The sequence below is a fragment of the Brevibacterium sp. UCMA 11754 genome, from assembly GCF_021532275.1.
Classification (GTDB): Bacteria; Actinomycetota; Actinomycetes; order Actinomycetales; family Brevibacteriaceae; genus Brevibacterium.
Genome location: NZ_JACBOT010000024.1, coordinates 124,162 through 142,454, shown reverse-complemented (window position 1 = coordinate 142,454; position 18,293 = coordinate 124,162). Strand labels below are relative to the sequence as shown.

The following is an 18,293-nucleotide window of genomic DNA, read 5'->3' as shown; positions in this document are numbered from 1 at the left end:
GATTCCGGGCGATGTGAGGGGAGTCATAACAGGGTGGACTCATTCAGATCTATGATCTAAGGAAACTCTCAGTCATTGTTCAAAGGGGTCCCATGAATCGCATTCGGTCGGCGTCAGTCCGCCCTCTCAACGCCGTCGCGACGGTCGCGTCGCTGGCGCTCTTGGCCGGATGCGCCGGATCTGTCGGCGGGAACGATTCAGACTCGGATGCCTCCGCAGGGGAGGGCTTCGCCTACGACGCATCGCAGGACGAGATCGATGAGGCTCTGGCCGATCTCGACCCTGTGACCTTGAAGTTCCAGCCTTCGGCGATGTCGGAGAAGTCGATCCTCGCGCCGAACGGGCTCGATGTGAAGAAGGCGATCGAGGAGCGCTCGGGCGGGAAGATCACCGTCGACATCGTCTGGGGGCAGGCGATCGCCAGCTACGCTGACGTCGATGATGCCCTGGCCGACGGGCGAGTCGATCTCGCCTTCACGCTGCCGTCCTACACTCCGGCCGAATACCCGGCCTTCGACGCGCTCGGTACGGCCATGTCGACTCTGCCGTCGTCACCGGTCGCCAGCGACCTGGCTGCGAATGCCGCCGGTGTCCAGGCGGCGTGGGAGACTCCCGAGGTGTTGGCCGAGTTCGAGGACAAGAAACTCGTGCCACTCATCCCGATGCTCGCCGCCGGTGGGTATTCCACAATGTGTTCGAAGCCGATGACGTCTCTCGATGATTGGAAGGGCAAGCAGCTGCGTGTCGGTTCGGCCGCCGCCGGCAAGCAGGTCACCGATCTTGGGGCCACTCCGGTGTCGCTGTCGTTCCCTGAAACCTATGAGGCGCTGCAGCGCGGAACCGTGGACTGCGATCTCGGGCAGCTCGCCCCGAACGTCGAAGCCGGAACGTTTGAAGTCGCCCCGAATATCGGAGTCGCCTCCGACGCGGGAATCGCGCGCTCTGCCGGTGCCATCACAGCCGGGAAGAAGTATTCGGAGCTCCCGGTGGCCTATCAGCAGATCGTCTTCGACTCAATGTCGACGACGTTTTCCACCATGATGGAGGTCGTCATCGGTGCCAAGGCGAAGGCTGTCGAACAGGCGAAGGCCAACGACGGATCGGTTGAGCCCTTCGACGATGGCGTGCAGAAGCAGATGGCGAAGTACGCCAAGACGCTGTCGGACAAGACCGCAAAGAAGGCAGGCGTTCCCGACGCGCCGTCGACGTTGAAGACCGCGGGGGCCGACTGGCAGAAGAGCGTGACCGAGCTCGGTTATGACGACAAAGGCGACTTCGCCGACCTCGACGAGTGGTACCCGGAGGACGCGAACTACGACGAGCTCGGTACGCAGCTCTTCGAGAAGGCCATGGCCGAGCATCGGCCGGAGTGAGTGCGGAGGGAAGGCTTAGAGGTCGGCGGAACGCGCTCGGAGATCGAGCCGGATGCCGAGGATTCTGACTTTACGTGTGTCCTTGAATGAGGACGCGGTGACCATGCGCGATGCATTGGTCGCAGCCGATCCGGCGAGCTTAACGTGCAAGCTTGTCGTCCTGTTAGTTGGACAGTCCGATCCTTCTGAGATTGTATTCCGACCAAAAGTCAGCCGCCAAGCACTCGGTTTCGCAGCCGTCGTTTGTCGACATCAGAAATGAAGGCAGCGTCGATGGAATTTGATACGAACCAGGCTTCGTTTTTGCCAGGTACGACCTCGCTTGCCAGGTCCATTTCGCGTCGCAGAGTGGTTGGAAACAGCGCAGGATCGTCGGAGTTGATCGAGATTCGAAGGCCAGCCTCGACCATGGCGGCCACAGAATCTTTGCGCCACTGAATGAGTGCTCGACGTGAGGTGGTGAACGCGACGTTGAACACGGTGCCCAGCTCGGCACAGCGCTCGACAATCTTGGGGTCGCGCAGGATCTGATAGCCATGATCGATTCGGTCGCAGCCAAGTAGATCGATTGCCGTCGCTACTGTCTCCGCGGTGGGCGCGTGCTCACCGGCATGAGCTGTCCGATACAGCTCATGTTCACCGGCCAGATGGAAGGCTTCGGCAAACTTCTCGGGCATTCCGGCCAGCTCGTAGAAGTCCAAACCGATTCCCACGATGTCATCATTCGAGTGTTCGATGACCGTCTCAACCAATTGCACGGCCACCTGCCCGGAATCTTCTCTGTTCACGGCTGCGATAGCTCGACCATCTACGCCCAAAGTCTCACGTGCTCGAGCGAATCCGTCCGAAATGCCCGCTGCCATCTCTTTGTACTCAACGCCGGCTTGCATATGCACGGACGGGCTGAAGGCAAGTTCCGCATAGCACAGGTTGCTGTTCCTGAGGCCGTCTTCAAGAGCCTCGTAGACCACTCGAGAGAAGTCCTCCCGAGTTCTGAGGCTGGCGGAGATGAGTTCGTACACGCGCAATAGCGGAAACCACGGTCCCTTCCCTTTCTCCTCTTCGGTGGGATCGGAATTGATGCGTGGATAGAGGTGATCAGCAGGCATCGGAAGTTCGACACCGTTCTTCGTTGCGAGTTCGGCCAAGGTGTGGGCCCTGACGGTACCGGGCAGGTGAAGATGAAGATCGATCAGTTGAAGCATGTATGACTACCTTTCAACGAGGTGTTTTGCCCATTGCTCGTGTGCGAGCTGTCATCTGACAGGGCGTATGGGCCGATCAGGCGATCGCAACAAAGAAGTAGATGAGGAATGGGGACATCACCCACATGCCAGGATGGATGTCTTTCCACCTTCCAGCCAGCAATTTGATCGGAACATAGGAGAGCAGCCCCGCGGCAATGCCCGTACCGAAGTTTCCCCACAGCAGTGTGCAGACCAGTACAAGTACGGCAGGGATCAATTCGGTTAGATCGTCTGAACTGATCTTGCGGAACCCTGCAGTGATGGTGAGTCCGACAACGATGACAACAGGTGCCGTTGCCGCGGAAGGGATTGCTGCCGCGAGTGGAGTTGCGAACAGGAGGAGCGAGAAGAATAACGCAGCCCACAGGGATGAGATTCCGGTGCGTCCGCCAGCCTCAGCGCCTGCAGTGGATTCTGCATAGGTCGTCACAGAAGGAGCTGCGAAGAGAGAGCCGCCAATGATCGTGCAGGAATCGACTAGGAAGGGGCGTCTCGGATCGAGGGGTTCTGCCTTCCCGGGCTGTGTTTTGCGTCCCATATAGTCCGTGACTGTCATGATGACGCCGGTTGTGGAGAAGAATTCTGAGGCAAAGAAGGCGAAGAGGAATGGCAGATAATGAGGAGCCAGTGATCCAACGAGATCGACGTGGAAAAACAATGAACCGTCGATGGTCGGCAAAGCGATGGGCGAACCCTCGAGCTTGGTGAGACCCAGTGGAATACCCACGAGAGTGACGGCGGCAATGACGATGATGAAACTGCCAGGCACTTTGCGGGAATTCAACGCTACGAGAACGATCACGCCTGCCAGGGTCAGCCACGCGGCGGGGCTTGCCAGGTTGCCGAGTTCCAGGGAGCTCTCGCCTGGTTCCACCAATCCAGCCGAGCGAAATCCAACGAATGTGATGAAGATTCCGATAGCCGGGCCAATCGCCATTCGAATCGACGTCGGAATGATCTTTGTGATGAGATTTCGGATCCCGAAGATCGTCAATAGAAGGAAAATCACGCCGGACCAGAAGACCATACCCATCGCGACGGGATAGGCTACTTGTCCGTCGAGAACGAGAGTGTAGGCGACCAGGGAGACGCCACCCAATCCGGGGGCGAGAACCATGGGTAGGTTGCCAAAGAGCCCCATTGCGGCGGTGCCGAGGATGACAACGATAATCACGCACGTTGTTACGGCTGAGACTGGGAGTCCCGCGTCAGAAAGCATGCCTGGGATGACAACGACGGTGTAGGCGGTGGCAAGAAACATGCTGAGTCCCGCGATAAATTCTCGTGAGGGAGTTGAGCCGTGTGCAGCGACGCCGAATCGAAAGATTTGTGTCCATACGCGTGGGCCCTGAGCCTTCACCCTGCTGGATTCGGCTTGTTTTTCGTTCACAATGATCTCCTTGACACGGCGTCATCGCCTTCAAATACTTACCTGCAACGGCTCAATGTAAGCGCTTACATTATTGTGAGTGCATCGCTGCCTGGTCGTCAAGGATTTGGGAGAAGTTCTTGGAACGCCCTCTCGGGGTCGGCTACCCTGCCTTGAACCAGAGCTCTTCGGGGCGCTCGTTGTCGCGAGCTGGAGCGTCAGTGTCGAGGAGGCGATGATCGAGAGCCTCACCTCGGGTATGTTTGCACTCCGGGTAGGTTTGACCCCGGGGTACCTGTGCGCGAAGAGAAGGGGCAGGAGGTCTGATGGCGGCGACGTTGGCCGACGTGGCAAAGGCTGCGGGTGTATCACTTGCCACGGCTTCACGTGTGTTCGGGGGGCCTGAGAAGGTCAGCGAAGCTACACGGCAGAAGGTCACGAAGGCTGCAGAGAGCCTAGGTTATGTCGCGAACTCGACCGCTCGAGCGCTGGCGACAGGGAGCTCAGGATTGCTTGGAATGGTCATTCCAGACCTATCAAGCTCCTATTTTGCCCCACTCATCTCCGCGGTGCAGACCGAGGTCGAAGAATCTGGCTGCGAGCTGATCATCGTCGATTCCCGAGGCAAGACTGATATTGAGGTGGAAATCGCTCAGAGGCTTCACGGTCGAGTCGACGGGCTCATCTTAGCCAGTCCTCGCAGCACGGCCCAGGCTCTGTCCGCAGTGGCCAATCGCATCCCCTTGGTGACGGTCAATCGTGAACTTCCCGGCATAAGCTCTGTCAGCATCGATGTCACGGCCGGCCTCACTAAGCTCTGCGCGCTTCTGATCAAACGCGGTCATCGACGCATCGCCTACATAGGCGGCCCCCCGGGATCTATGTCTGATGCCACGCGCTTCGCTACCATTTCCTCGGCGATGCGCTCGGTGGGCGGTACGGCGTTGAAATTGGGACCGATTGATCCGAATGCACAGGCGGGTGCTCACAGCTTTTCGGATGTCCGAGAAGTGAAGGCGACCGCCGTCATCGCCTACAACGCTCTCGTGGCACACGGCCTCATCTTGGCCGCGACAGAGGCGGGTCGTGCAGTCCCTCATGATCTTGCGGTAGCTGCTGCCGATGATCTCACCGATATCGGTTTGGGGCTACCTAATATGACCGCGATCACCCAGCCGATCAATACGGCGGGACGTCTAGCGGGGCAGATGCTCTTTGCGCACTCACGAGGTCGGCCCCAGCGTAATGACGAAGCGGTCACTGAATCAATTTCGGGCGTGCAACGCATCGTCCTTCCGACGAGGCTCGTTCTCGGTGACACCGCCTGAGGGCAGGTCCTCCCCGCGCCGTCTTCGGCGATACTCTGCAAACTCTCAATCTCAGTGGGTCTTGATCAATTAGGCTGGTGACGGCGCACACCAGCGCCGCTCTGCGCATCTGATCGAACGACAGAAGGGCTTGACGGGTGACGATCCTCTATTCCATCGGGCTGGGCGTCCTCAGCGCACTTATCGTCGGCTTCCTCGTCCGGCGAATGATGTTCACCGGCACGGGTGCAGCTCGCAACACCATCGTTTCCCTCGCCATGGGGCTCTCGATCTGGCCGATCACCCTCCAGGCGTATCGTCTTCTGGGCATCGCCGAGGACGGGCAATATCCGACCCTCGACATGGGCTTCCCGGCCATCATGGTCTTCCTCCTGCTGTTCGCTTGGTTCATCGTCATCCAGATGTTCGTGCTCCTGGCCATCGAACTGGTCCTCCCGACAGGATCGCTGACCTCGCTGCTGCGGTCGGCGCCGAAGATCCCCACCTGGTATCGCAGGCTCAATCGCCTGGCCCAGATCCAGAAGATCCTCATCCAGTTCGGGCTCTCCCGCTACCTCAAGCCCCGGATCCCGACCTTGCGAGTGTCCCTGCGCGAGATCGCATCGACCACGCGTGACGCGCTCGCCGCGGCCGGTGTCACCTTCATCAAGCTCGGCCAGTTCATCGCCACTCGTGGTGACATGATCCCGCACGAATTCGTCGAAGAGTTCTCGACCTTGCAGGCCGGTGTCCCGCCGGTGCCGTTCAGTGAGGTCAAAGGTCAGCTGGAGGCTCAGTGGGGCAAGCCCGTCGCCGAGGTGTTCGAAGAGTTCGATGAGGTCCCCTTCGCTGCTGCCTCGGTTGCCCAAGTCCACCGCGCAGTTACGTGGGAGGGCCGGGTTGTCGCCGTCAAGGTGCAAAGACCCAAGATCCGCAAACAGGTCCGAGCCGACTGCGATATCGTCCTCAGCCTGTCCGAGCGGCTTGAGCGCTCGACCGAGTGGGCCAGCAAGGTCGGCATCGGAAAACTCGCCCGCAGCTTCGTCGATTCCCTGCAGGGTGAGCTCGACTACCGCGGGGAGTTGTCCCATATCGAGGCTCTGCGCACAGCCGATGAGACGGGCCGCTCCACCTCGGGGACGGACTCCACGGTGCGCATCCCACGGGTGTACAAGGAGTACTCCGGTGAGTACGTCATCGTTATGGATCTCATCGAGGGTGTTCCGCTCTCACACGCCACCGAGGTTGTCGAGAATCTTTCGGAGCTGGCCAGAAACGAGATCGCCCAGGACCTCTTCCTCATGGTCGTCCGGCAGGTGCTGGGCAAGGGCATCTTCCATGCCGATCTGCACCCGGGCAACATTGTCATTTCACCCGCAGGAAGGGCCGGACTCGTCGACTTCGGGGCCGTCGGTCGCATCGACAAACGTGACCGTCGTGCGATTGCCCTGCTGCTCATGGCCTTCGACTCGCAGAACTCGCAAGCGGCGACGGCCGCAATACTTGATCTCCTCGGAACACCGAGTGACGTCAACCTTCGTGAGCTGCAGCGCGAAATCGGACAGATCCTGCTCAAATACGGTGACGGCCTGCCGGGCTCGACCTCGGCGGCACTGTTCGGGGAGCTCATCGACTTCGTTGTCGACTTCGGTTTCCCCATGCCCGCCTCGGTCGCCACTGCCTTCCGTGCGATCAGCACACTCGAGGGGTCGATCACGAAGCTCAACCCTGAGCTGAATCTGCTCGCCCTGGTGACTCAGAATGGACGCACCCTTCTGCGCGAGGTCGGCGGACTGGGCGTCGATCGGCAGGAGATCGCACTCTACGGTGCCGCCGTAGCCCCGCAGATCGCAGAACTACCCGGGCAGCTCTCACGCATCGCCGGCCACCTCCAGGACGGTACCCTCGACGTCGGCACCAGCGGTCTGAACATTTCAATGATCAAGGGACTGCTCAAATCAACGGTCGAGCAGTTCATTCAGGTGATCGTGTCCACTGCGCTCATCCTCGGCGGTGTCATCCTCATGGCCGCGGACTTCGGTCCGCCGCTGGCGCCCGAGCTCAAGCTGTTCACGTACTTCGGGGCCTGGGTGCTGCTGGTCGGCAGCGTCATAGCGGCTATGGTACTGGCACCGGCGCTGCGACAGAGGATGGTTTGGGAAGGGCTGGGGTAATCCAAGGCGGCCTGACACCGTGTGGCTGGTTTGTTCCCATAGCTGCGGAGTGACGGCGGTGCACTGCAAGCGGAATGGCACTCGCTAGGATGATCGACATGACGGACACAGACCACACGACAGGAACGGCGCGCATCAGCGACACCGCACTCATCTTCGAAGGCGGTGGTATGCGGGCGTCCCTGACGAGTGGCATGGTCGTCACGTTGCTCGGCACCGGTCTGGACTTCGACTGGGTCGCAGGTATCAGCGCCGGAGCGTCGAACGCGGTCAACTACCTGTCCGGCGACGCCCGTCGAGCCCGCCGTTCGTTCGTCGACTTCGCCGCCGACGAGCAGTTCGGCGGTCTGCGCTCCTTCGCTCGCGGGCAGGGTATGTTCAACGCGGAGTACATCTATCAGCAGGCGGGTGGCCCCGAGCAGGCGCTGCCCTTCGACTGGGAAACTTTCCAGTCGAGCATCGGGGACATGCGGATCATCGCGTTCGACGCGGAGTCCGGCGACGAGGTGGTGTGGTCAAAGAAGGACACTCCTTTCATCGAGGACCTCATGGTTCGGGTGCGTGCATCTTCGACGATGCCTGTCCTCATGCCGCCAGTCCATCTGGACGGTCATGTCTATGTCGACGGGGCGATGGGCGAGGACGGTGGAATCGCGCTGAGTCAGGCACAACGGGAGGGCTTCGAGAAGTTCGTCATCGTGCTCACCCAGGAGCGCTCATATCGGAAAGTCCCGCAGCGGTTCCCCGCGATGTACCGCCAAATCTTTCGCCGGTATCCGGCGCTGGGGGAGGCGCTGCTGACCCGGTGGGCGAGGTACAACGAAACACGCGAACGCATCTTCGCTCTCGAAGCGGAGGGAAAGGCTCACGTGTTCGCTCCTGAGCGCATGCTGGTTGACAACGGCACCCGCGACCTCTCCCGCCTCGCCGCGGCTCATCGCATGGGGCTCTCCCAATCACGCCGTGAGCTGCCGGCAATCCGCGAGTTCGTCGGAGTGTGATCGGACCAGCTGGGAGGATCGCGTCAAATTTCAGCGCAATAATCCGCCCGGAGGTCACCACCGTCTGTGGACCTCTTCAGCCCATCCGAAAATGTTCTCCACCCGATACCCGTGTCCTTTTAATGACCAGACAGTTCCTGAGAAATGGCCGAAGACTTGTTCTTCGCGACTGCTGACGATCTTCTTGTTGAACTCGGAATGGCGATGGTATTCAGGCGTGAAGACTAGGTCGACTCGTTCCCCCTTGATCGTCCAAGGGGCCAGCCAGTTCTCGGTGTCGTAGGTCCACTCGAGCTCCTCGCTGATCTTCTCGATCTGACCACCCAGGCGCAACGCGTTCTCGGTCGCCGGGGTTCCCGCGGTCCATTTGGCACCGAACTGCAGACCGATCTCTTCACCGTCTGTCGTTCCGCTGCCCGAGGCCCAATTCCACAGGGTTTCGTACGGCCATTTGCCGCGTCCATGATCCATGGTTGCCGTTGTGGTCTTCTCATTCAGCTGGTAGGTGACACCGTTGGCCCTAACTCGACCGCTTGCGGTGAGGCAGTTGTCCTTCCGGGTGTATTGGAAGCGTCGAGAGCTCCATGGAACCAGAACGCCCATCGACTGGTGATCGTCCGGAACGCTGACTTCCACTTCGGCATTCACATGTGCAGTCGCAACATTGAGTCCGATAGTTTGATCGCCGGGAGTGATCGAGATGTCGACGTTCTTATCGCCGGAACGGATTTGCTGGGTGCCCCAAGGAGCGCGCGAGGTCGGGTTGGATTTGAACCACTTCATGCTGCTTGCAGTCGTCTCCGTCTGGGTCTTTCTGTCAAAAAAGAACAAGGACGTAGCGGACTTGTAATCCGTATCCGAGATCGAGAACGCGAGGATCATCTCAGGGGACACGACGCACCAATAGTCGAAGCGTTTCCGACGACCCCAACCCTTGAGATTGGCCCGGTGCAGCGGGAACCGGCTCCACCCGATTGCTGCCTGGTTGAGGGTCCCGTCTTTGAGGCACATGTCGACGGGCTGGTGAAGTTCCTTCTCCATTTGAGTCCTTGGTTCTGGTTGATTGGTAGTTCGGTTCGTGTTGGTCATTGCCGGAGTGTCTCGTACATCTCGTCTTCGGCTCTCAGGCCTTCGCACTCTTCATGGCCTGAAGCTCCTCAAGGATCTGCGGATACTGCTTGTCGAGCTTGAAGAAATAGAGGAGCACAGCCATGAGCACGCTCACGAGTGTTGGCACCCAGATGAAGAGGTTCGAGATCATCGTCACCGATTCCGCGGACTGTATTTCCTGACCTCCTACGTACCCGCTGGCAGCAAGTCCCCAGCCGATCAGTGCGCTTCCGAGTCCGGTGCCGACCTTGATCCCCATGCTTGCTCCGCTGTAGATGAGCCCTTCGATGCGGATGCCTGTCTTCCACTCTCCGTATTCCATCGTGTCGGCAAGCATGGCGAAGATGACGCCCATGATCGCAGCCTTGCCGATCCCGCGGACGACCTGTCCGATGACGACGACGGCGGTGCTGTCGGGAACAAAGAAGATGATGAGCGATCCGGCGACTGCGATCAGGCAGCCTACGATTGCCGTATTGCGCTTGCCGAATCGACGAGTGATGGGCACGACGAGGAGCATGCCGCCCAAGGTGGCGAGAGTCAGCGCAGTGGCGACGAGGCCGACCAGCGCGGGGGACCCGAGCACATATTCAGAGTAGTAGATCGCGACTCCGGCGGTGATCGCGTTGTAGACGTACATGAGCAGAAGGACCAGGGTCGCGATGAACCAGTACTTGTTGCGTACCAGTGAGATCAGGCTGGCTTTGACCGTTGGCCTGTCCTTGTTCTGCTTGCTGCCGACTGGATCCGTCCGTTCTTTTGTGGACCAGAAGGTGAAGAAATACGTTGCTGCGGCAACGAGTCCGAAGAGGATGAATGCGTAGACCCAGCCAGCTTGGCCACCGCCGAAGAAGTCGACGATCGGCAAGGTGATATTCGTAATGGCGATGATGGCAACATAGGCGCCGACCATCTTCGCCACATTGAGCACCGAACGCTGGTGCTGGTCATAGGTCATCAGCGCACCGAGCGTGCCATGCGGAATCTCCACGGCGGTGTAGACGAGAAGCGCAATGTTGTATGTGATGATGACGTAGACGATCTGGACGGTAGCGCTCGCATCGGGAACTGCGAAGAGTGCGGTCGCGACCACTGAGAATGGCAGCGCCATCCACAGGAGCCATGGTCGTGCTTTTCCGAACCGAGTGCGGGTCTTATCGAGGACTACGCCCATCACCACATCGCTGGCACCGTCGACGAGGCGGGAGAAGAGGAAGATCGTGCCGATCAGTCCGGCGGCGATGCCGACAATGTCGGTGTAGAAGTACACGAGGAAGGTCGAGATCCCGGTCCAGACGACGTTATTGGCGCCTCCTGCCATTCCGTAGCCGAGTTTCTCGACGAAGCCCGGCTTCTCGGGGTCTTGCCGCTTGATCGGACTGGTAGTGCTGTTCACAGGCATGAGCTTCCTTGGTCATTCCAGGCGTCAAAGTTCTCACTTCTAACGCGCTATTCGGCGGTAGTGCTGTTCACGACCCACACATGGTGATTTCCGATCGTGAAGACAAACAGACAAGTCTGAGCAGAGTCGGCGAGACTATGGGGCCCTACGAAGGTGCTCTGTAAAGAAATCTAAACAGATCATCGTGCGTATTGCAACGTTGCAATAATTGAAGCACAGAGACAACGAGAGAGAAAGGAGTCGACAAGAGGCGGAGCCGTTGTGGTCGCGACGTCAGAAAGCGCGAGGAAGCCAGTTTCGAACTGTCACGGGCAAAATCAGAAGCTCGGTTGGGGCGGCTAGAGCAATCCGCCCGCTGTTGACTCGCGGATCACCAGACGGTGCGGAGCAACGCGTCCGATCGGGGCATCACTTGAGCCCAGGATGCGTCGATGCACCGCCTCAATGGCGAACCGAGCGATTGCATCCATATCGGGCGCGACGGTCGTGAGCGTCGGGGCAGAGAATCCGCCTTCCGGGGTGTTGTCCCAACCCGTGACGGCTACCTCGCCTGGCACGTTCACGCCGGCTTCTCGGAATGCACGAAGCAGGCCGATAGCCAGGAGATCGTTTGCGCATACCACCGCATCGATCTCAGATGTCTCGCGCAGGAGCAGAATCTGTTGAGCGCGGGCGTAGCCCTCCTCGCGGGAGTAGTCGCTCTCTGCACTGGCAGGTTCGGAAACGGTGGTCTGTGTGGCGGCGCCGATGATGAGGTCCGGGTCCTCGTCGATCTCCGCAGCGGCGAGGGCGCGGCGGTAGCCTTTGAGGCGGAGATCCCCTGTGCCGAGTGTGCCTTCGGTGAGGTATCCGAGGAACGCGATTCGGCGATGACCGAGTGAGATGAGATGCTCGGTCGCTTCACGTGTCGATTCGACGTTGTCGGCAGTGACATGGTCGATCCTGGGGTCGAGGGTATGCTCGCCGAGCAACACGAGTGGTGTCTTGTCGCGGGCAGCCAGAATTGAGTCGACCGGCAGAGTCAGGGGACTGAAGATGATGCCGTCGGAATGGCTGCTTTGGTAGCCGCGGGCTACCTGTACTTCCTTCTCAGCCAGACCACGCGTCTCGTCGATCAGCACGGTGTAGTCATAGGACTTTGCTGCTTCGACGACGGCGTGCGCCAGGCTGGCGAAGTAGGGATGATCGATGTAGGGGATGGCGAGAGTGATGAGGTTGCTGCGTCCAGTGCGCAGCTGCCGTGCTGCCGTCTGGGGTTTGTATCCCAGTTCGGCAATTGCGTCCTCAACCTTGGCCTTCGTCTCCGGCCTAAGGTATCGGTGCCCATGGATGACGTTGGACACTGTGCGCCATGACACTCCGGCTAACGCGGCGACGTCTTTGATGCTAGGTCGGGGCTTGGCTCGTTTGCTCCCAGCGTCATCAGTCATAAAACCACTTCTCCGTGTGTGCTCCTCAAGCCATCATAGTTTCACAGGATTCAAGCGATCGGAAAACATGGCCCTACCCAGGATCTAATGACAGCTTGGCAAAGTGTGGCGACGCAAATTCGGCAGCTACGTCGGCAATGGTGGATGGCGGCGAGTATTGTCAGCAATATTCTCTGTGCTCTTGATTGCGATTGTCACGGGAGAAATACGACTGAACCTGTCTGTGAGGGGAAAGGCCTTGAGGCATCGTGGAGTTGCGTACTTCGCGCAGTCAGTCACTGATCACCGCTTGGGTGCGCGACCACATGGTCTGCAGCTCCTCGAGCATCGCGGCAGAATGCTGTGTGTCGACGTTCGCAATCGCACCCACGATGCTCTGGGCGACACTGACCGCGCAGGTCACTGAGGCCATCGGGCCGACGCCTTCGGAAGGGACAAGGACGAGTTGATCGGCGAGTTCGGCCAGTTGCGAATGCTGGTCGGCAATGACGATCAACCGCACCCCCCGTTCTTTGGCGAGTTCACACAGTGGAACGATGCTTGAACTGGTCTTCCAGATGGAAAAGGTCAGCAGGCAGTCGCCCGGCTGCAGTAGGCGAACGTCGTTGATCATGCTTGTTGTCGAACCATCACTGAGCGACACGTTATAGCCCAGGCCCTGTGCATTGTGAGCCAAAACTGCGCCCGGGGCCACGTATGCGCCAGTGGCAAGTACCTTGGTCGATCGCGACGAAGTGATCATTTCGGCAATTGTTGTGATTGATGCATCGGAGAGTGACTCTGAAAGAAGACCGAGGAGCTCGAGATCTTTGCGAATCGACTTCACAGCCTGACCCGTGCCGATGGTCGTGTTGCGAACAAAATGTTTGTCGGCATCCAATGACGAGAGAAATCGATTCCGAATCTCAGTCGACAGTTCCGACCACCCGGTGAAATCGATGGCCTGCGCAGCTCGGACAACAGTGGCGACGTTGACCCCAGCAGCCTCGGCGAGTGCTGCAGCACTGCAGTACGAAGCTCTTTCGGGATCGTCGGCAATCGCCTTGAGTACTGTCGTTGTCCCCGGGGACAGTTTGCGCTGAGACATGAGGTGTTCCAGCCATGTCGCGATGATTCCCACTATGAATCTCCTATTGCAATGAACGTTGCGATCTGATTGTATACGAGATGTGGTTGAGGTCACTTCTTCGCGGTTGGAGCGCCTAAAGTTCCGGTCTTATCGCTGATAACAGCGGTAATGATGGAGGCGGAGGTTGCAACAGACACTGCAGGAGGTGGGGTGCGGTCACTCGCGGACTCTGAACCACGCATCATGACGGAACAGTCGAAGGAGACTTTTCATGAACAAGCGAGCTATGTCGATGGTTGCGATCGCCGCTGCCGCCACGATGCTTGTGAGCGCCTGTGGAAATGGGAGTTCGAGCAAGGGCGGGGACGCTCAATCGGTCGTCGACGATAAGACGGGCTTCGCCTCGTACACCGGTGATCCGCATAAGGGCGGCGTCGTCGAAGTGTTGGGTGGAGTCGATTTCTCTCATCTGGATCCTGCTATGGGCAGCGACGGCAACGTCCTCAACCTCTACAACCTCCTCTACCGCAACCTCACTCAGTACAAATACAACCGAGAGTCCGGAGAACTCGAACTCGTCGGCGATCTGGCCGAAGATACGGGTACCTCAAACGAAGACGCCACCGAGTGGACCTTCAAACTCAAAGAAGGAATCACGTTCGAAGACGGAACGCCGATCACGGCGGAAGACGTGAAGTTCGGTTTCGAACATGCCTTCGACCCGTCGCTTGCCATCGGCCTCGACTATCTGCAGAACTACGTCAAGGGTGCCAAGGACTACGAGGGTGTCTTCGAGGACCCTGAAGGCCTCGACTCGATCAAGGTCGTTGATGATCGGACGATCACGATCGAGACGAATAAGCCGATGGCCGACTTCCCGAATGTCGTTGCCACTGCACCGGGAGCCCCGTTCCCGAAGGACAAGGTGACCAAGGTCGACCAGATCCAGAAGGATCCGATCTCGTCGGGGCCGTACAAAGTCGACGAGTACAAGCGCGGCGAGTCGCTGACGTTGGTCCGCAACGAGAACTGGGATGCCGAGACCGACGACATTCGCCCAGCCTATCCAGACGGCTACAAGTTCACAGTCAGCCTCGATCAGAACACGATCGATCAGCGGATGATCTCCGGCCAGGGCGACGATGCCAACGCGGTCTCGGCGTCGACCAACCCGGTGGTCGCGGCCAACCTCGCGAAGATCACCCAGGATCCCAAGCTCTCTGAGCGCACAGTGCAGAGCATGCCCTCCTGCAATTACTTCATGGTCATGAACAACGCCAAGGAGCCATTGGGAGATAAGAAGGTCCGACAAGCCATCAACTGGGCTGTGGACAAGTCGAGCGTGGTCAACGCCAGCGGCGGCCCACAGCTGGCCGATGTCGCACCGAACCAGCTGCTTCCCAGCGTTCCGCAGTACGACGACACCGATCCCTACGCCACTGAGGGAAACACGGGCGATCCTGAGAAGGCCAAGGCCATGCTCAAAGAAGCAGGCGCGGAGAACCTCAAACTGACCATGGACGTACGTGCGCTGCCGATGTGGCAGGCGCAGGCCGAGGCGGTGCAGCAGTCACTGAAGAAGGTCGGCATCGAGGTCAAACTCAACGTCATCGACCAGGCGAAGTTCTACGAGGTCCTGGCCACACCGAGCCAGCAGAACGAGCTTGCGATCACCGGCTGGTGCTCCAATGGCTGGTTCTCCGGCGAACCGCTGTTGGGACCCCTGTTCGACGGTGAGCGAATCACGAAGACCGGCAACCTCAATCAGTCCCAGATCGATGATCCGAAACTGAACAAGGCCCTCGCCGAGGCGGCAGTCATGCCCGATCTCGACGACAAGACAGCGGCCTATGCCGAGATCAACGAACAGGTCCTCGAGCTCGCTCCCGTCGTGTCTCTGGTCCGCCCGCGCCCTCTGCAGCTCGTTGGCTCGAACGTCGGCGGAGCGTTCGCCAATCCGTCCAAGACCGGATACATCGACTACTCGCAGCTGGGGCTACTCAAGCCGGAAGGATAGTTCACTCGTGACTACTTCGCTTTCGAATCAGGTCGAGGACTTCGGTCGGCCCAGCCCGGGGGAGGATTTTTCCCCCGGGCTGGGAACCTTGAAGCGGATCCTGCGCAAACCGACAGTGATTCTGTCCACCGGGTTCCTCGTCTTCATCGTCCTCCTCGCGATCTTCGCTCCGCTCATTACTCAGCTCTCCGGCTACAGCCCCTACGAATTCGACGAAGGAGCCGTGGACCCGGCACTGGGTGGGTTGCCGCACGGCGCGTTCGGTGGCATCAGTGCCGAGCATTGGATGGGAGTCGAACCCCAGAACGGCCGTGACATCTTCGCTCGGATCGCCTACGGCGCGCGTGTCTCGATGCTCATCGGCATCGGCGCAACCGCGATCACCATGGTCATCGGCGTGGTTATGGGCGTGATCGCCGGTTTTCTCGGAGGGTTCGTCGATGCCGTGATCTCCCGGGTGATGGACTTTCTCATGGCGTTCCCGGCACTGATCTTCATGATCGCGATCCTTTCGGCCCTGCCGCAGGGGAACCGTCCTCTGCTCCTCGTCCTCGTGCTCAGCCTCTTCTCCTGGCCGGCCACGGCCCGCGTGATCCGTGGCCAGACTCTGTCACTGAAGAATCGTGAATTCGTCGAGGCGGCCCGGACATCGGGTGCCGGCTGGGTTCCGCTGGTATTCCGGGAAGTGCTTCCCAACCTTTCGGGAACCATCGTCGTCATGGCCACGCTGGCGGTGCCGACGTTCATCGCCACTGAGGCCGGACTGTCCTTCCTCGGAGTGGGCATCACTCCACCCGATCCCTCGTGGGGGCAGATGATCGCATCGGCGGTGACCTGGTACTCCAGCGATCCGATGTTCTTCGCCATACCGGGTATGTTCCTGTTCCTCACAGTGCTGTCGTTCACAGTGCTCGGTGACAACCTCCAGAAGATCTGGGCGGGAGGACTCTGATGGCCATCTATCTCGTCAAACGACTGTTCGCGGCTCTGATCATCATGCTGCTCGTCGTGTTCTTCACCTTCATCATCTTCTTCCAACTCTCACCGGATCCGGCCGCCAGCATCTGCGGCCAGACCTGCACCCCGGAGAGGATCGAGGCGATCCGGGACCAGCTGGGACTCAACGAACCGTTCTTCACTCAGTTCTTCACGTTCCTCGCCGCGATCTTCGTCGGCCGCGACTACGGTTCGGGTGCCTCGGTGGTCCACTGCAACGCCCCGTGCATCGGGTACTCGTTCCAGACCAATCAGGATGTCCTGCAGGGGATCGTCGATCGTCTGCCCGTCTCGGTGACCATCGCCGTCGGTGCCGCGGTCCTGTGGCTGCTCTCCGGCGTGGCTGCAGGCGTGATCAGCGCTGTGAAGGAAGGCACCTGGTGGGATAAAGGAGCGATGATGTTCGCCCTGGCCGGGATCTCCCTGCCGAACTACTTCGTGGCCCTGGTGCTGCAATACCTCCTCGTCGTGCAGCTCCAATGGCTGCCGTTCCCGACGGTGGTCCCGTTCACTGACAGCCCAGTGCAGTGGTTCCAGGCCTACCTCATGCCGTGGATGGTGCTTGCGCTCATGTACGCGTCGATGTATGCGCGGCTGACGAGGACCAATGTCATCGACACCATGGGAGAGAACTTCATGCGCACGGCCCGTGCCAAGGGCCTGGGACGCAGCGCCGTCCTCATCCGGCACGGACTGCGTCCGTCACTGACCCCGATCGTCACACTCCTGGGCGTCGACTTCGCCACCCTGCTGGGCGGAGCCCTCATCACCGAGACGGTCTTCGGACTGAACGGCGTCGGCCGATACGCCTACGACGCGATCGCCGTCAACGATCAGCCCGTGATCATGGGAGTCACGCTCGTGGCAGCCTTCGCCGTGATCATCGCCAACATTGTGGTCGACCTGCTCTACCGGGTGCTCGACCCCCGAGTGAGAGTGAGCACCTCATGAGCGCACACCCGTCGAGAGCGGCAAGTGAGGCTCCGGTCCTGTCCGTGCGGGATCTTCGCATCGAATTTCCGCTCGGCGTCGTCGTCGACGGAAGCTCATTCGACATCGCACGGGGCCAGACGATGGGACTGGTCGGCGAATCAGGATCGGGCAAGTCGATGACCTCGCTGGCGATCATGGGCCTCCTGCCGAAGGAGGCGACGACAACAGGATCAGTCCGATTTCACGGCGATGAACTGCTCCACCGGTCCGATGCCTCGATGCGGCGGACCCGCGGCGACCAGATCGCGATGATCTTCCAGGATCCCCTGTCCTCGCTCAACCCCTACTACACGGTCGGCTTCCAGATCGCCGAGGCCTACCGTGCTCATAAGGGAGGTACGAAGGCAGCGGCGATGAGGAAGGCCGCCGAGGCGATGGATCGAGTGCGCATCCCCGACGCCGCCGGCCGCGTCGGATACTACCCTCATCAGTTCTCCGGGGGTATGCGCCAAAGAGTGATGATCGCGATGGCGCTCGTGTGCGAACCCGACCTCATCATCGCCGACGAACCGACAACGGCCCTCGACGTCACCGTCCAAGCCCAGATCCTCGACCTGCTCGCCGAGGTGCAGGAGATGACGCAGGCGGCGATGCTGTTCATCACCCACGACCTGGCCGTCGTCAGTCAGATCTCCGACCATGTGACGGTGATGCGATTCGGCCAAACCGTCGAACAGGGCACTGCCGAGCAGATCTTCTCGAACCCGGGCAACGACTACACCAAAGCGCTGCTCGCAGCGACACCGCGCCTCGACGACGTCGTCGATCTTCCCGAGCCCATTCTCACGAAAGGGGGCAGTTGAGC

At 59.9% G+C, this 18,293-nt stretch carries 14 protein-coding genes and 1 pseudogene; 8 read left to right on the top strand and 7 right to left on the bottom strand.

Annotated features, from left to right (window positions below):
* Positions 1 to 92 precede the first annotated feature (92 nt).
* Entirely contained in the window at positions 93 to 1,373 is a 1,281-nt protein-coding gene (dctP, locus tag HX613_RS12670) for a TRAP transporter substrate-binding protein DctP (RefSeq protein ID WP_235345663.1), read from the top strand.
* A 209-nt stretch (positions 1,374 to 1,582) separates the two neighbouring features.
* Here the strand turns inward: dctP and add are convergent, their stop codons facing one another.
* Positions 1,583 to 2,578, bottom strand: a complete 996-nt coding sequence (add, locus tag HX613_RS12665) for an adenosine deaminase (protein ID WP_235345662.1) — start codon at positions 2,576 to 2,578, stop codon at positions 1,583 to 1,585.
* A gap of 76 nt (positions 2,579 to 2,654) precedes the next feature.
* Positions 2,655 to 3,980, bottom strand: a complete 1,326-nt coding sequence (locus HX613_RS12660; protein ID WP_235345661.1) for an NCS2 family permease — start codon at positions 3,978 to 3,980, stop codon at positions 2,655 to 2,657.
* A 335-nt stretch (positions 3,981 to 4,315) separates the two neighbouring features.
* On the opposite strand from HX613_RS12660, the gene HX613_RS12655 reads away from it, so the two are divergent.
* The 3 genes from HX613_RS12655 (at position 4,316) to HX613_RS12645 (ending at position 8,471) form a co-directional block, all read left to right on the top strand.
* The gene (locus HX613_RS12655) at positions 4,316 to 5,317 is read left to right on the top strand and encodes a LacI family DNA-binding transcriptional regulator (protein WP_328284960.1); all 1,002 of its coding nucleotides are present in this window, start codon (positions 4,316 to 4,318) and stop codon (positions 5,315 to 5,317) included.
* Positions 5,318 to 5,454: 137 nt separating this feature from the next.
* A complete protein-coding gene (locus HX613_RS12650) occupies positions 5,455 to 7,470 on the top strand; it encodes an ABC1 kinase family protein (RefSeq protein ID WP_235345659.1) in 2,016 nt (671 codons plus the stop codon).
* Between the two features lie 98 nt (positions 7,471 to 7,568).
* A complete protein-coding gene (locus HX613_RS12645; protein ID WP_235345658.1) occupies positions 7,569 to 8,471 on the top strand; it encodes a patatin-like phospholipase family protein in 903 nt (300 codons plus the stop codon).
* Positions 8,472 to 8,525: 54 nt separating this feature from the next.
* Here the strand turns inward: HX613_RS12645 and HX613_RS12640 are convergent, their stop codons facing one another.
* From HX613_RS12640 to HX613_RS23055, 5 genes and pseudogenes are all read right to left on the bottom strand, one after another.
* Complete coding sequence (locus HX613_RS12640) at positions 8,526 to 9,512, bottom strand: DUF2804 domain-containing protein (RefSeq protein WP_235345657.1); 987 nt, start codon at positions 9,510 to 9,512, stop codon at positions 8,526 to 8,528.
* A gap of 82 nt (positions 9,513 to 9,594) precedes the next feature.
* The gene (locus tag HX613_RS12635) at positions 9,595 to 10,977 is read right to left on the bottom strand and encodes an MFS transporter (RefSeq protein ID WP_235345656.1); all 1,383 of its coding nucleotides are present in this window, start codon (positions 10,975 to 10,977) and stop codon (positions 9,595 to 9,597) included.
* Positions 10,978 to 11,321: 344 nt separating this feature from the next.
* Complete coding sequence (locus HX613_RS12630; RefSeq protein WP_235345655.1) at positions 11,322 to 12,413, bottom strand: LacI family DNA-binding transcriptional regulator; 1,092 nt, start codon at positions 12,411 to 12,413, stop codon at positions 11,322 to 11,324.
* A gap of 271 nt (positions 12,414 to 12,684) precedes the next feature.
* Complete coding sequence (locus HX613_RS12625) at positions 12,685 to 13,293, bottom strand: MurR/RpiR family transcriptional regulator (RefSeq protein WP_235345654.1); 609 nt, start codon at positions 13,291 to 13,293, stop codon at positions 12,685 to 12,687.
* 27 nt (positions 13,294 to 13,320) lie between these two features.
* Positions 13,321 to 13,500: pseudogene (locus tag HX613_RS23055) on the bottom strand (hypothetical protein); the annotation flags it as partial.
* Positions 13,501 to 13,753: 253 nt separating this feature from the next.
* Here HX613_RS23055 and HX613_RS12620 point away from each other — a divergent pair.
* The 4 genes from HX613_RS12620 to HX613_RS12605 are packed head-to-tail and all read left to right on the top strand — an operon-like array spanning position 13,754 to position 18,291.
* Positions 13,754 to 15,499, top strand: a complete 1,746-nt coding sequence (locus HX613_RS12620) for an ABC transporter substrate-binding protein (protein ID WP_235345653.1) — start codon at positions 13,754 to 13,756, stop codon at positions 15,497 to 15,499.
* Positions 15,500 to 15,506: 7 nt separating this feature from the next.
* Positions 15,507 to 16,451 carry an ABC transporter permease gene (locus tag HX613_RS12615; protein WP_235345652.1) on the top strand — a complete coding sequence of 315 codons (945 nt, stop codon included), beginning with the start codon at positions 15,507 to 15,509 and terminating at the stop codon, positions 16,449 to 16,451.
* Positions 16,451 to 17,446 (top strand): ABC transporter permease, encoded by a 996-nt coding sequence (locus HX613_RS12610; protein ID WP_235345651.1) that lies wholly within the window; start codon positions 16,451 to 16,453, stop codon positions 17,444 to 17,446. Before HX613_RS12615 ends, HX613_RS12610 begins: the two co-directional genes overlap by 1 nt.
* Complete coding sequence (locus HX613_RS12605; RefSeq protein WP_235345650.1) at positions 17,443 to 18,291, top strand: ABC transporter ATP-binding protein; 849 nt, start codon at positions 17,443 to 17,445, stop codon at positions 18,289 to 18,291. The genes HX613_RS12610 and HX613_RS12605 overlap by 4 nt, the downstream gene beginning before the upstream one ends.
* Positions 18,292 to 18,293 lie beyond the last annotated feature (2 nt).